General features: G+C 41.2%; 11 protein-coding genes. 10 read left to right on the top strand and 1 reads right to left on the bottom strand.

Translation table 11 applies throughout. The features are described from left to right. Positions 1-95: 95 nt before the first annotated feature. From V7K61_RS31440 to V7K61_RS31400, 9 genes are all read left to right on the top strand, one after another. Positions 96-1,577, top strand: coding sequence for an amidohydrolase family protein (locus V7K61_RS31440; RefSeq protein ID WP_335059709.1), 1,482 nt, complete (start codon positions 96-98; stop codon positions 1,575-1,577). A gap of 259 nt (positions 1,578-1,836) precedes the next feature. Beyond that, the gene (locus V7K61_RS31435) at positions 1,837-3,018 is read left to right on the top strand and encodes an acyl-CoA dehydrogenase family protein (protein ID WP_335059707.1); all 1,182 of its coding nucleotides are present in this window, start codon (positions 1,837-1,839) and stop codon (positions 3,016-3,018) included. 120 nt (positions 3,019-3,138) lie between these two features. Then, positions 3,139-3,960 (top strand): class I SAM-dependent methyltransferase, encoded by an 822-nt coding sequence (locus V7K61_RS31430; RefSeq protein ID WP_335059705.1) that lies wholly within the window; start codon positions 3,139-3,141, stop codon positions 3,958-3,960. Between the two features lie 662 nt (positions 3,961-4,622). Beyond that, the gene (locus V7K61_RS31425) at positions 4,623-5,624 is read left to right on the top strand and encodes an aliphatic sulfonate ABC transporter substrate-binding protein (RefSeq protein ID WP_335059703.1); all 1,002 of its coding nucleotides are present in this window, start codon (positions 4,623-4,625) and stop codon (positions 5,622-5,624) included. Between the two features lie 133 nt (positions 5,625-5,757). Beyond that, on the top strand, positions 5,758-6,864 hold the full coding sequence (locus V7K61_RS31420; protein ID WP_335059701.1) for an aliphatic sulfonate ABC transporter substrate-binding protein: 1,107 nt from the start codon (positions 5,758-5,760) through the stop codon (positions 6,862-6,864). A gap of 36 nt (positions 6,865-6,900) precedes the next feature. Beyond that, a complete protein-coding gene (locus V7K61_RS31415; RefSeq protein ID WP_335059699.1) occupies positions 6,901-7,764 on the top strand; it encodes a TauD/TfdA dioxygenase family protein in 864 nt (287 codons plus the stop codon). Between the two features lie 472 nt (positions 7,765-8,236). Continuing rightward, entirely contained in the window at positions 8,237-9,244 is a 1,008-nt protein-coding gene (locus tag V7K61_RS31410) for an aliphatic sulfonate ABC transporter substrate-binding protein (RefSeq protein WP_335059697.1), read from the top strand. Between the two features lie 247 nt (positions 9,245-9,491). Then, a complete protein-coding gene (locus V7K61_RS31405) occupies positions 9,492-10,577 on the top strand; it encodes a sulfonate ABC transporter substrate-binding protein (protein WP_335059694.1) in 1,086 nt (361 codons plus the stop codon). Between the two features lie 213 nt (positions 10,578-10,790). Continuing rightward, positions 10,791-11,828 (top strand): aliphatic sulfonate ABC transporter substrate-binding protein, encoded by a 1,038-nt coding sequence (locus V7K61_RS31400; RefSeq protein WP_335059691.1) that lies wholly within the window; start codon positions 10,791-10,793, stop codon positions 11,826-11,828. Between the two features lie 352 nt (positions 11,829-12,180). On the opposite strand, the gene V7K61_RS31395 is transcribed toward V7K61_RS31400, so the two are convergent. Then, positions 12,181-14,682 carry a PAS domain S-box protein gene (locus V7K61_RS31395; RefSeq protein ID WP_335059689.1) on the bottom strand — a complete coding sequence of 834 codons (2,502 nt, stop codon included), beginning with the start codon at positions 14,680-14,682 and terminating at the stop codon, positions 12,181-12,183. A 412-nt stretch (positions 14,683-15,094) separates the two neighbouring features. Between V7K61_RS31395 and V7K61_RS31390 the strand changes: the two genes are divergently transcribed. Further along, positions 15,095-15,379: a hypothetical protein gene (locus V7K61_RS31390; RefSeq protein ID WP_335059687.1), complete on the top strand. Its 285-nt coding sequence runs from the start codon at positions 15,095-15,097 to the stop codon at positions 15,377-15,379. Positions 15,380-15,450: the final 71 nt, after the last annotated feature.

Here is a 15,450-nt window from a genome sequence, read left to right as displayed (position 1 = left end):
GTCTCTACAAGAAGAATCAATCCTTTGTAGAGACGGCGATTTATCGCGTCTTTACTTTAACAATGCCTATAAACATTTGATGAGGGTAAACTATCATGACGATTGCTCTAGACCGCCCACAAAAAACTAGGTCTGCTCAAATTCGCGAAAAACTTGGTTATTCGATCATTGACACCGATGTACATACCCAAGAATTTGAACCAGCAGTCTTGGATTATTTAGAACAAGTTGGTGGAACTGAACTTGTCGAACGTTTCAAAGAGAATTTACCAGGATCTTCTCGCTTTAAGTGGTACAAGCAAAGTTGGGAAGAACGTTTTGCTTATCGCACCAATCGCCCTAACTGGTGGGGTCGTCCCACGAAAAATACTTTGAATTTGGCTACCATTAGCTTGCCCAAGTTGCTGCACGAACGCTTGCAAGAAGCAGGTACAGACTTTGCCGTTGTCTACCCCAACTTGGCAACAATGGCCCCAAACATCGGTAACGAAGAAATGCGGCGGGCTGTTTGTCGCGCAGTTAACACCTACCATGCTGACATTTTCCGTCCTTATAGCGATCGCTTAACACCCATCGCCGCCATTCCCCTGCATACTCCCGAAGAAGGGATTGAAGAGTTGGAATATGCGGTGAATGTTCTCGGACTCAAAGCAATTCAAATTCCCGGTTACGTTCGTCGTCCAATTCCTGCCTTTGAGAAATATGGCAAAGAAGTCGCTAATGAAGTGGTTTGGATTGATAACTTTGGCTTAGATAGCGAGTATGATTACGATCCATTCTGGGCTAAGTGCGTAGAACTGAAAGTTGTACCCACAACTCACGCTTCTAGCCAAGGTTGGACAACTCAGCGTTCTGTCACCAACGCCCAGTACAATCACATTAATCACTTTGCCTTTGCAGCCGAAGCATTATGCAAATCGCTGTTCTTTGGTGGAGTTACTCGCCGTTTCCCGCAATTAAAGTTTGCCTTCTTAGAAGGTGGTTCAGCTTGGGGTGCTAGTCTATACGCCGATATTATTTGGCACTGGGAAACCCGCAACAAACAACATTTGTTGTCAAATAACAATCCTGCGATTATCGATAAGGAAGCATTGGTAGAGTTGTACACCCGCTACGGTGGCGAACTAGTAGATGGACGCTTAGATAAAATTGGTGACGGCTTAGGATTCCACCATCAACTATTAGCACCAGAAGATCCAGGCGAACTCGATGAATTTGAACTAGCAGGAATCGAGAAACCAGAAGATGTGCGCGATCGCTTCTTGAATCATTTCTACTTCGGTACAGAATCAGACGATACCCGTGTATCTCAAGCATTTAACCGTGCAGCTAATCCCTTTGGCGACAGAGTTAAAGCCTTCTTAGGTTCCGATTCCGGTCACTGGGATGTGCCAGATATCACCGCCGTTACTGCCAACGCCTACTCAATGGCAGAACGCGAAATCATTACCGAAGAAGACCTCCGCTACTTCCTCTCAATCCATCCTTTGGAGTTGTACACCAGTCTAAATCAAGACTTCTTCAAGGGTACAGGTGTTGAGAAAGCCGCCAACGAATATTTAGCGGCTAAGAAATAACTGTCATTAGTCATTAGTCATTTGCAAAGGACAAAGGACTAATGACAAAAGACAATTACAACGTTCCATGTTCCATTTCCTCTGTTCACTTGTAGCGTGGGCCTTGCCCACTCTACATTTCTCCTAAATTCTGCATTGGCAAAGGATGTTTTGTATCACATTCATAGAGCAACGAATTAAAAACTGTTTGTAGTAATTGTGTTTGCCTTAATTACGAATTACGAATTACGAATTACGAATTATAAAAGGTGATTTGATTATGGTGCTAGAAATTACAAAACCAAAGGATTACGTTGACCTAGCAACTTCTCTATCCAAGGAACTTGCTCAATCCGCAGTTGAACGGGATGCTAAAGCTGGAGTTCCAGAAGAGGAAATTAATAAACTACGTGAAAGTGGTTTGTTAGCGCTGGTTGTACCCAAGCAATATGGTGGCATTGGTGCAACTTGGATTGATGCCTTAAAAATTGTCAGAAAGTTATCAAAAGCAGATGGTTCAATTGGTCAATTATATGGTAATCATCTCAATTTGACGGCTTTAGGTCACGTTTCCGGCACAGCAGCCCAAAAAGAAAAATATTATAGAGAAACTGCCAAAAATAACTTATTTTGGGCAAATGCCATTAACACAAAGGATACTAGACTGAAAATTAATCCAGAAGGTGAGAATTTTCGGGTTAATGGTGTTAAAAGCTTTGGTACAGGTATTTCTGTTGCCGATTATCGGGTATTCTCCGCTTTGGAAGATGGTGTAGAATTGCCCTTCATATTCATAATTCCCAAAGACAGAAAAGGGTTAGTTTCTAATCACGATTGGGATAATATTGGGCAACGTCGCACTGATAGCGGCAGTTATACATTTAACAATGTTTTAGTAGAAAAAGATGAGATTTTGGGGCCACCAAATCCCCATGATAGTGCCTTCTCAACTTTCCTTGGTATTATTGCCCAGCTAACAAAAACCAACGTTTATCTGGGAATTACTAAAGGAGCCTTCGCCGCCGCTCGTGAGTACACTAAAACTACTACTCAACCGTGGATTACATCGGGGGTAGATAGTGCTACTCAAGACCCATATATTCTGCATCATTACGGAGACTTTTGGATTGAAATTCAAGCTGCGATCGCACTAGCTGACCAAGCCGCTGAGAAAGTACAAGCAGCCTGGGACAAGGATGCAGAACTGACTCATCAAGAGAGAGGAGAAGTTGCGATCGCAGTTTCCGCAGCCAAGGCATTAGCTAGCCGTGTAGGTATAGATATTACCAACCGCATCTTTGAAGTTACGGGAACTCGCGCCACAGCAACCAAATATGGATTTGACCGTTACTGGCGAGATTTGCGAACCTTTACCCTCCACGATCCTGTAGATTACAAATTGCGTGCGATCGGTGATTGGGTACTCAACGATCAACTACCCGTTATCACCCAATATTCTTAGGGCATTGGTTATTTCTCTCTCAACCTTTATCCCCAAAGACGCGATGAATCTAAGACGCGATGAATCGCGTCTCTACAAAATCCAAAATCCAAAATCTAAAATCCAAAATCCAAAATTGATATGACTCAAATCAAAACGCTTCCCACCTACGACCCAAGTTTATTTGAGGGAGCCGCTGAGGGCTACGCTCAATATAGAACCAAATACCCACCTGTTGTATTCGATAAACTAGCCGAAATATTTAATCTCAATGGTGAAGGACGACTCCTTGATTTAGGTACTGGGCCAGGATTAATTTCGATTGGTCTACGAACCAAATTTGAAGAAGTTGTGGCGATCGATCCCGATCCAGAAATGATTGCAGAAGCCAAACGGCAAGCAGCAGCAGTCGGAGCAAATAATATTACTTGGTTAGAACAAGGAGCAGAGTTAATCGACTCTAGTTTAGGGAAATTTAAGTTAACCACAATTGGTAGAGCCTTCCACTGGATGGAACGCGAACTAGTCCTTGAACGCGTTTATGAATTGCTAACTGATGATGGTGCATTAGTACTGCTTCAGACTGGTGATAACCCTTGGGAAAGTAATCTACCTTGGAAACAAGCTGCTGTTGGAGTAGTGAAAAAATGGTTAGGTGAAGAACGCCGAACTGGGCAACGAGGACAAGGCACTCGGAAGCCAGTCGATCCTCCCCATGAAGTCGTCATTGGTAATTCGGCTTTTGCTCGCCAAGAAAACTATGAAGTGCCATTTGAAAAATCTTGGACTGTCGATAGCTATCTCGGCTACTTATACACTACAGCCTTTTCTCTGAAAATTTTCTATGGTGATAACGCCCCAGCATTTGAAAAGGATCTTAGAGAAGCGCTACTAGCAGTTGAGCCGTCTGGACATTTTACAGAAGAACTCCAAGCTACAATTTTAGTCGCTTGGAAGCACTAGCAAAATTGAACATGATTGAAGAAGAATTCAGAATCAAAACGCCACAAATTTCAATCTTCCACTAGCACGAACCTGGAGTGAGTCCTTCTCACTCCACTTCCTAAATTTTTCCCTCTCAACTCTTAAATTCTCAGTTCCTCAAGTCGTTATGGGGTGGGTAATACCCACTCTCTTTTCTATTTTAGACATTCCCAAAAATTATTTTTATTTAAACCTGATCTATGTTGAAACCTAGAGTTTTTTAAAAGATATATTTATGTGGGTTGGGTGGAGTGAAACGCAACCCAACATTAGCACCAAATTTTATGTTGGGTTACGCGATCGCTGCACCCAACCTACAAAACTACTGTTCTCAAGGTAGACGAGGTTTATTAAAAAAATGTTCTCCATGACACGTAAACATGATAAAAATGGTTTTTATAAAAGTGGTCAGAGTATCTCTAACCCAATACAGTTCAGAATAAACAACAAACCCCTTGTAGAGACGCGATTCATCGCGTCTTAGATTCATCGCGTCTTAGATTCATCGCGTAAAGACCAATTGTCTACTTTTGAAATCTGAATTACCAATAAAATTCAGTCTAACAAAATAAAAAATAGAAATATCCACTTACCTCAAGAAATTACATTGAATCATGTTCATAAGCTACAGAAAGTCATGGTTGCCTGCGAATATAGCTCGTTATTTTTTGCTGGCGTTTACGACTTTTCTGTTAGTTACAGGCTGTAGCTCTCCAAGCACTCAAAACAATAGTTCCCAAGTTGGGCCAACTACTGCAAGCTCAAAAAAACTAGAGGTTATTAATATTGGTCATCAGAGTGGTACACCAGGTTTGAACCTACTCAAAGCTCAGGGCTATTTGGAAAAGCGCTTTGCTGCTGATGGTATTGCTATCAAGTGGATAGAATTTCGGGGCGGCCCGCCAATGATGGAAGCAATGGCCGCAAACAGTGTTGATATTGGCAACGTTGGAAACTTACCACCGATTTTTGCTCAAGCTGGTGATAATCCCATTGTTTATGTTGCTGCAACTGGCTCCAACGCAGGCGCTCAAGCAGTTATTGTCCGTAAAGATTCACCAATCAAAACTCTTGTGGAACTCAAGGGTAAGAAAGTTGCTATCCAAAAAGGAACGGCTCTGCAATATTTACTTTTGAAAGCTATAGCAAGTGCCGGATTAACTCTCAATGATATTCAACCTGTTTACCTGACTATTCCAGAAAGTCAGGTTGCTTTTGAAAGTGCCAGAGTTGATATTTTACCTACTAGCGATCCGTATTATGCTCGGAAAGAGCGAGCAAATGAAATACGAGTTCTAGCCAAAGGTTCTGATGTCGCTCCCCAAAGAGCCTACTATATCGCTACACGCAATTTTGCTGAAAATCACCCCGACTTAGTGAAGGTAATTTTGGAAGAACAAAGAAAAGTAGAAGAATGGGCCAAAGCTAACCCCAATGAAGTTGCTAATTTATTGGCAGCGCAAACTAGACAAGAACCAGGAGTCTGGAAATGGGCTTTAGAGAGACGACCTATCTTAGGGGTGTTTGATATAACTGATGAATTTGTCGCTGAACAACAGCAAGTAGTTGAACTTTTCTACAGTCAAAAGCTGATTCCTAAAACTTTTCAAATCAAAGATGCAGTATGGAAACCTAAGAGTTGATTTATTAAAAGAGAATTCAGAATTCAGGATTAACCAAACTCTCCGCTCTTCTTATGAGAGTTCTTGTGATTATTTAATTCGGAATTAATCATAATCGTTTCAACCACAGATCGAGGAATAAAAATAACAACCCATGTCAGCTTTAAAAGGAAAGTTTGAATTCAGGAAAAACCAGAGAGCAACACGCCGTTCTTTATTGTTTGCTCTAGGCTACTGCTTAATGCTATCGACGGCCCTATCGAGTTGTGGTGAAGCAAAAAACAGCACTCAGCAGTCACCAGCTTCCCCAGAGTCGGTAGCTGCATCTAGCACTACAGAGAAGTCAACTGAGAAACAAGTAGTACGGATTGTACGTTCAAAACAACTCACCGCTTTAGCAGTTTTAGAAAAGCAGGGTTCCTTAGAAAAGCGATTAGAGCCTCTGGGTTTTAAAGTACAGTGGCCTGAGTTTGCGGCTGGGCCACAACAGCTAGAAGCCTTGAATGCCAATGGACTAGATATTGCATCTACAGCCGAATCACCTCCTGTATTTTCACAAGCAGCCGGAGCGCCTCTTGTTTATCTAGCTACTACACGCCCTAGTGGTAAAGCTATTTCACTTTTAGTTCCTGTAAACTCTCCGATTAAAAGTGTTACCGATTTGAAGGGTAAAAAAGTAGCTTTTCAGAAAGCTTCCATTGGCCACTACTTATTAGTTAAAGCATTAGAAGATGCGGGGTTGAAACTGAGCGATGTCCAATCAATTTTTTTAGCGCCCCCAGATGCAAATGCAGCATTCAGTCAGAGCAAGGTGGATGCTTGGTATATTTGGGAGCCATTCGCTACTAGAAATGTACAAAATAAAATCGCTCGTGTTTTAGCAGATGGTGGTAAGTTGCGGGATACTGGAAACTTTTACTCAACCTCACGCCAATTTTATCAGGCTCATCCTGATGTTATCAAAGTGTTTCTAGAGGAGCTAGAAAAAGCAGAAATCTGGACTAAGGATCATCCCAAAGAAGTTGCACAACTGCTTGCTCCTGTGACTCAGTTAGATCCACCGACTCTAGAAATAATGCATAAAAAATATGACTATGGGTTGCTACCAATCACTGAGAAAACTATTACTAAGCAACAGGAAGTTGCAGATAAGTGGTACAGCTTAGGACTTATTCCCAAGAAGGTGAATGTTAGAGACGGATTTTTGACACCTGAAGAGTACGCTAAAATTACTCCCTCAGAGGTGTTAGCGAATAAGTAGTTATCCCAAGAAAAAACTAAAACACAGGAGAATATTATGCCAATCTCGACTTTAACAAAGGTTAAAATTAGGTCTATTGATGCTCCTTTGGGAGCCATAGTTACAGATATAGATGCCAGTCAACCGATCGCAGCTGAAGTTATCTTACAACTTAAGGAAGCTCTGCGCGATCGCCACATTTTAATCTTCAAAGACCAAAAGCTTTCCGATAAAGAACTTTTGAACTTTTCTCTATATTTTGGCGCACTCTTTGTACCATCTGATGAAACTCCAGTATTGGCTTCTAAACCAGGAGAAACTCCGGTAGTGATTCCAATTTCCAATGTCGATGGTGGCTATACTGGTACTGGAGAATTAACTTTCCATTCCGATCACAAATGGACTCCTACCCCATCTAGTGGTTCGCTTCTTTATGCGTTGGAAATACCAACTCATGGTGGAGATACTTATTGGTTAAACACCAATTTAGCCTATGAGGCATTAGATGAAGCCACCAAAGAACGGATTGCAGATTTACAGTTGATTACCTACAACCCATTTTTGCGAGATCGGAATGCACCCCGCTCTTTGTATCGTTTAGACAAAACTATTCCTTTAATCAGTCCGATCTTTCCCCATCCTTTAGTTAGGACACATCCAGAAAGCGGTAAAAAGCATCTTTACTTAGATGCTGCTACAGAAGTGGAAATTGTCGGGCTAGAGCCGGAAGAAGGATCTAAACTGATTGAACAGTTGAGACAACATCTAACTCAACCCAAGTTCTACTACCAACATAAATGGTCTGTAGGCGATATTGTCTACTGGGATAATCAAGCTACTTTGCATTACCGTCAAGCATTTGATCCAAATGAGCGACGAGTATTAAAGCGGGTTAGCCTTGCAGGTAGTCGTCCCTTTTAAGGTTTCTAGCTCATCAGATTAAGCTAATGGGCATTTGATTCTATATATTCTTAAGGCAGTCAAGAGTCAAGATTTATTCTGGATTCTTGACTGATTAAACTTGTCTAAACTTCACACTATATGCTTATAAAAAAAATCGTAAAAATATTATTTTTTTGTTTAAAACAAGTGTTGATGAATACTTTATTTTCAGACCAAACTTGATAATATCTAAACTGAAATTGAGAGTAATTAACACTCATAAAAAGCACTACAACTAGAATTATTAAATTTAAATAGAAAAAATACTATGGCACTTTTCAAATTTTTGCAAAGTCTCAATTTGTCTATCAATAAGCCGCAACAATTAAAAACAAGCAACACAAAAATACTATATAAGTATAGCCTAAATATTAAACCTATAGAAGCAAAATATAAAATTGAGCATAAACATATATCTTTACTGATAGCTACTTGCTCCCTCACGATACCAATGAGCATTGTTGGTTGCAGCCAAGAAACTAAAACTACTCAAAACGAACTATCGGCAATTAGTACACAATCTCAAGGTCAAACAGTTTCTAATACTCCACAAAAACAAGAGCTACGAGTTGTTTATTCTAAGCTTGGTTCTCTTGCAGTGATGAGAAAGCAAGGAACTCTAGAAAAAAGTTTGGCAGCAAAGAATTTTACTGTCAAGTGGTTAGAGTTTGCTGCTGGGCCACAAGCTTTAGAAGCGTTGAATGCTGGTTCCCTTGATATTGCAGCTACAGCTGAGTCACCACCTATATTTGCTCAAGCCGCAGGTACACCTCTTGTGTATATTGCAACGACTCGATTTAATGGTAGAGGAGTTTCTTTTTTAGTACCAAAAAACTCTCCGATTAAAAGTGTTGCTGACTTCAAGGGCAAAAAAATCTCATTTCAAAAAGCCTCTATTGCCCATTATGTCTTACTAAAAGCGTTACAAAAAGAGGGATTAAAACTGAGTGATGTAAAATCTCTGTTTCTGCCACCTCCAGATGCAAATGTGGCTTTTAGTCAGGGAGGAATTGATGTTTGGGTAATTTGGGAACCTTACATTACCAGAAATGTCCAAAAAAATCTTGGTCGTGTATTAATAGATGGACAAGGACTCCAGGATCTTGGTAGCTTTTATACTACCTCACGTAAATTTGCCAAAGAGCATCCTGAGATTCTCAAAGTTTTTCTAGAGGAGTTTATCAAAGCTGAAGATTGGTCGCAGAAAAATATTGAGAAGTTAGCAGAACTTGAGACTAGTGACGTTGGTATTGATGTACCTACTCTCAAAACAATTCATAGTAAAGCAGTATATGGTTTGCTACCAATTACCGATGAAGTTGTAAAAAAACAACAACAAATAGCTGATTTATGGTATACACAAGGACTTTTACCAAAAAAGGTTAATGTCAAAGATGGAGTACTTACTCCAGAAGAATATGCAGCATTCACACCTGATTCAATTAAATCTAATAAGTAATTGAAGAAGAATTCAGAATTCAGGAGTCAGGAGTCAGGAGTCAGAATAAAGATACTCTCTACGAGAGGCTTCGTGTAGCTTGCTTCTGCCTGGAAGTACTAATCTTGCGCTATCCACTAATCTTACAGGACTTAGAATGACTCCTGGCTCCTGTTTCGATAATTGGAATCAACTTAAAAAAACTGGAAATTTAAGTTGTTAGTTGATGTTCTTATATCAATAGTTAATCAAGAAATGAGGTGCAAAAATGTTTAATAATTTCGTGAGAACTAAGACAACAGTAATTAGTAAGATAGCCTTATTTGTAATCCCTGGTTTTGTGGTATCTACTACTTTAATAAGTTGTACTTCAACTGTATCTAACACAAATACAGGAAGCGTTCCGAAAGCAGAGCCAGCAGGAGCTAAGACTATAACTTTTAAAACAAAGTTACTGCGAATAGGGTATCAAAGCTCTGGTGATTTAGTTAGAGTCAGAGGAGTTTTAGAAAAACGTTTGGAGCCTTTGGGCTTGAAAGTAGAGTGGTCACAATTTGCTCAAGGGCCACAACTTATGGAGGCGATGAATGTGGGCAAAATTGATATTGGCTCTGTTGGAGAAACGCCTCCCATCTTTGCCCAAGCTGCGGGTGCAAGAATCATCTATTTGGCTGGGAGAAGACTTGGCCCTAATTCAGGTAAAGGTAGTGCGATCGCAGTTCCTAAAGACTCTCCAATTAAAAAATTAGCTGATATCAAAGGTCAAAAAGTAGTCTTTCAAAAAGGTTCTGCTTCTCACTACTTTATCATCCAAGCCTTAAAAGAAGTAGGTTTAAAATATAGTGATATTCAAGTTTTGAGTATGCCCAATGTCGAAGCTCGTGGTGCATTTATTCAGGGCACTATTCCAGTTTGGGTAACTGGCGATCCTCATTTAGCTTTGGTAGAAAAACTCCACGGGGCGCGTGTGCTGAGAGATGCAACCAATATCGGTACTCCAGGCGGATACTATGTAGGAACACGAGAATTTGCTAAGGAAAATCCCGAATTAATTCGCATCATTTTAGAAGAAATTGATAAAAATGGTCAATGGGCAGAAGCGAATCGTAAAGAAGTAGCCAAACTCATAGCACCTGTACTCAAAATTGATTTACCCATTCAGGAAATAATTTCTAGTCGTGCTACTTATCGACTTAGAGGAATTACTCCAGAACTAATGCAAGCGCAGCAAAGTGTTGCTGATTTGTTCTATAACGAAAAAATCTTACCCAAAAAGATTGATGTTAAAGAAGCATTGCTCACGCCTCAAGAATATGCAACTATTACTCCACCAACACTGATAAGTGAAAAGTAGAGAATAATCAAATATGAAGTTTGTTTTTTTAAACAAACTAGAATACCAATTTGCTAAATGCACAAGGAGATTTGTTTAAGTAGCAGAATCTCAATTTTTTGCCATAAGTTGGTATTCTAGGAGGTTTAAATAATAACTTCCTACGATCTTACTTGCTTTTGAAAGTAAGACTGACAACGTAAAAGCTAAAACTTACTAGGAAAATCATAACTGATGAACAAGTCATTTCAACCACAACGCCGTACAGTCTTAAAGCGTGTTGTCCAATATTCAGCATTGGGACTGTTTACTTTATTATCTCCGTTGGCTGGTAGCCTTATGCAAACTACCCAAGCGCAGACAGCCAAAGTAATTAACTTGGCTTATCAAAGTTCTGGCGATATTGTCAAGTCCAAAAAAGCTGTTGAGCCACGTTTCAAAGCATTGGGTATAACTGTGAATTGGGTTGGGCCATTTGCAGCAGGGCCGCAATTGATAAAAGCGCTGAATGAAGGTAAGGTGGATATCGGTAATGTCGGAGAGACACCTCCAATATTTGACCAAGCTGCACGCCCAGGCCTCATCCCTGAAGTTGTCTATCTTACTGGACGCACGCCCAGCGATGGTACAAACCAAGGTATTGTGGTGAAAGCTAATTCTCCCATTAAGAAAGTAGCGGATCTTAAAGGCAAGAAAATTGCTTTTCAAGTAGGGTCGAATGCACAGTATTTACTAGCAAAAGCGTTGAAAGAGGTAGGGTTAAAAATTAGCGATATTCAAATCGTTGCTTTGACTCCACCTGAAGCCCGCGACGCCTTTCTTCAAAACAAGGCTGACGCGTGGGTGGGTGGCGATCCCCTTTTAGCTGCTGTGGAAAAAACTATCCCGATTCGTAATCTGAGAAATGCAAAAGGAATTAATACTCTCGGCGGGTTTTATATTGGCAGGCGTGCATTTGTTATCCAAAATCCGCAATTGGTGCGAGTGTTTTTAGAAGAAGCAGAGAAGGTAGGAGAGCAGGCTGAAAAAAACCCAAGCGATTATGCCAAAATTTTAGTTGATGAACAGAAATTAGATCCAGCAGTTGCACTAAAGGTGGCAAGCCGTCGTACTTATAAATTGAGAAGACTGACACCTGCGATCATTGCCGAACAACAGGGCGTTGCTGATTTTTATTTTGATGAAAAAGTCATCTCGCGTAAGATTGATATCAAACAAGGGATTCTTTCTGATCTACAATATAAAGCGAGCATACCTGATAATATCAAGTAATGGTAAACAGGTAGAGGCAGGTTTATTCAGCTATTAATTTGGCTGGCTCTATTGGTTTAGCAAGATGCTTGTGAAATCATGCTGAAAATATTTTTTTCCGTTAATTTTTCCAGCATTTGGATGAAAGCAGCTAATATACTGTAGCAGAAGTTTGCGTAACTTTAACAAGGGGCTTAACAAGTTGCTCAACTAACTTGTTAAGCCTATTGTTTGATTAATTGAAATGGATGGTAGGTGGATTAGCAAAAACTGAGCAAGGAATAAGCGATCGCAAATATTCTTACAGATATGATTTAGAACTTGACAATTACTTTTAACTGTATCAAGTAATGGTGAATAGGTAGAGGCAGGTTTATTCAGCGATTAAGTTAGCGATCGCATCTACTAACTCGCTTGGCTCTACTGGTTTGGCAATATGCTTGTTAAATCCGGCTCTTAGCACTTGTTGAGCGTTCATTTCTCCAGCATAGGCGGTAAGTGCGATCGCTCGAATTTTCCCTCCTTGCTCTGGTGGCAGTGTTCTCAACTGTCGCATGAACATACATCCATCTACTTCTGGCATCCCAATATCGCTTAAAAGTATATCTGGCAAGGATTGGGCTAAAGTAGCTAGGGCTTCATTTGCTGATGTGACTGCTGTTACATTTGCCCCATACTGCTCCAGTAAGAAGACAATAAATTCTCGTGTATCTGTATCATCATCCACTACTAAAATTTTGACACCATTCAAATTTGAGGATGGCTCAGAATTGCTACTGTCTTGTTTAATCTTTAATTGATTTTGGATTAACGGTAGTCTCACAGTAAAAGTTGCCCCCCGATCTTCGCCCCCACTTTCTACCTGGACTGTGCCGCCATGCAGTTCGACTAAGTGACGAACGATCGCTAATCCTAACCCCAATCCACCAAATTTTCTGGTGGTGCTACTGTTCTCTTGGCGAAAATATTCAAACACGTAAGGCAGAAAATTAGGGTCGATGCCTTTACCTGTGTCGCTGACTTGAATCAGTGCTGAGTTGGAATTTGATTTAGGACATGATGATAGTCGAATATCAACCCGTCCCCCCGCAGGTGTAAACTTAATCGCATTTGAAAGCAGGTTCCAAACGATTTGCTGCAATCGGTTGGAGTCTCCCAAAACTTGTCCCAAATTTGGTTCTAGGCTGATGTGCATCTCTATTGATTTAGCTTCTGCTGATAGCCGCACTGTCTCCATTGCTGCGGAAATCACAGATGTCAGATCGACTGGGTAGATATTCAAGCTGATTTTACCTTGTAAAATCCGGGAGATATCCAGTAAATCTTCAATCAGTTGAGCCTGTAACTTGGCATTTCGCTCAATAGTCTTCAGCGCTTGAGGAATTGTCTTTTCATCAAGCTTTTTGGTTTGTAGAAGCTTTGACCAACCTAAAATTGGGTTGAGTGGCGATCGCAATTCATGAGAAAGTACTGCCAGAAACTCATCTTTTATCCGATTGGCATTTTCTGCTGCTTTCCGGGCGGTTTGCTGTGCCTCGTATAGGCGGGCATTATCAACAGCGATCGCCGCTCGGCTAGCTAACTCCTCAGCTAACATCAGGCTTTTGGTATCGTAGAAACGACCTGAAGAAGATACCAAAGTCATAGCTCCCAACACCCGTCCCCGAACGATCAGCGGTACACTCATGCCAGATGTCGGATTTAATTCTTGCAATATTTTAAAGTGACTGGCGTTGTGGGTTAACCCTTGGATTTGTTCCTCAGAAATCAAATGAATAATTTGTGATTTGCCTGTCCGTATTACCTTCGCAACACCTGCTGTTTGTGCCAAATCAGGGGGATAATTTTGTAACTGTTCTACCAATTCTTGTTTCGCTGGATTGGCATGGGCTGCTGCAAGCCGGCGAACTAATTGATTGTCACAAATAATATCAACTAAGCACCAATCAGCGATTTCCGGCACTGCTAAACGCGCCAAACCTGCTAGGGTTGTCTCGTAGTCCAATGATGCAGCCAAAATCCCACTAGCCTCAGCTAAGAAACGCTGCTCCTCTTCTACCTGTTTGCGCTTAGTAATATCTCGCGAAGACGCTTGCATTTCTAAAATTTCTTGAGTTTGGCGATCGCGAATAGCTCGAATAGTTGCTTCCAACCAGATATAATGTCCATCTTGGTGACGCGCACGGTGAGTAATGGTATAAATATCTGGTAAATCAGCATTGACTGGATAATTTTTCGCAATCTGTGCTAAATCGTCAGGGTGAACTAACTCATGGCTGGGATGACCGACTAATTCCTCTGGTTGATATCCCAGTACTGTGTAGCAAGCTGGTGAAACGTACAGAATAATTCCATCTACTGTAAGGCGGGAAATAATATCAGTTGAATTTTCAGCCAGCAGCCGAAAACACGCCTCACTGTCGCGCAGTTTGGCTTCAGCCTGCTTGCGTTCGGTAATATCGACGCACATTCCCACCCATTCGCGGATTTCGCCTATTTCATCGAGTATGGGCACACCGCGTATATTCATATAACGATATTCGCCGTCATGCCGTAGAACACGATACTCAGCAACTGCAACACTGCGTGTAGGAAACGCCTGTTGCCAAATTTCCACCATCGAGGAACGATCTTCTGGGTGCAGAGCCTCAACCCAACCCCATCCTTTATATTGTTCGAGACTTTGCCCTGTGAAGGCCTGCCAAGTTGGAATCTCATCAACAACGTTGCCCCAAGGTGCTGCCCTCCAGACAATCGATGCGCTGGCTTCTGCCAGTGAACGGTAGCGTGCTTCACTATCGCGCAGCGCAACTTGCTGTTCGCTCAAATATTGCTGCAAATCAGTAACCTCTTGAGCTTTCAGGTTCTCACTCATTTTAAAAGTATTTGACTAAAAGCGACTCGCTAGGTTCTTCCATCTGCTGTAATAGTATATTTTGATTTTTCTAATGCAATATAGCAGATGCTATGGCTCTAACTGCACCCATCTAAGGTTATACCTGGATTTCTCACGCATAGTGTAGGCAGAGGAGGAAGAGGAGTGTGGGGAGTGTGGGGAGTGTGGGAGGTTGTCAAGAAAAGGCAGGGGAGCAGAGGGGAAAAAAGATCGCCTACAAGGAGCGGGGCTTGTACCGAAAATCATTTTTCTCCTCTGCCCCTCTGCCCCTCTGCTCCTCTGCCCCTCTGCCCCTCTGCATTCTTGTAAGTTGGTGATTATGTATTACATCAACTATTATGCAAGCTATTTAAGCTAGTAATAGAATTGTTTCAATTCAGGGGATAAGGATATGAAGGTTTGGCTTGCCTGTTTTTTGGTGCTGTTTGCCTTAGCGGAACTGTTTGACTGGTTGCAAGAATTTAATCTGCCATTACCTATCTATATTTTGGGTGGCGCTTTTTTAGCGGTTGCTTCTAACTATGATAAAATTGTTGGCTCCTATTTCGATGATTCAAGCATTGAAGCATCACTTGAACAACCTCAGTTAGATTCACTAACTCCATCTACTAATCCGATTTCTTTCCCAATTACCAGTCCTGTTGAAGATGTTCAAACATCTCAAACAGATGATTAGTGCTTATCTGATTTTATGGTTGACGCTGGACGTAAGTTTGCTTTAAAAGTAGGAATACGTCAAAGTCTCTA

The sequence above is a fragment of the Nostoc sp. genome (assembly GCF_036918015.1).
Taxonomy (GTDB): Bacteria; Cyanobacteriota; Cyanobacteriia; order Cyanobacteriales; family Nostocaceae; genus Nostoc.
Note: the sequence above shows the minus strand (reverse complement) of the source record. Positions and strands in the feature narration are given on the sequence as shown.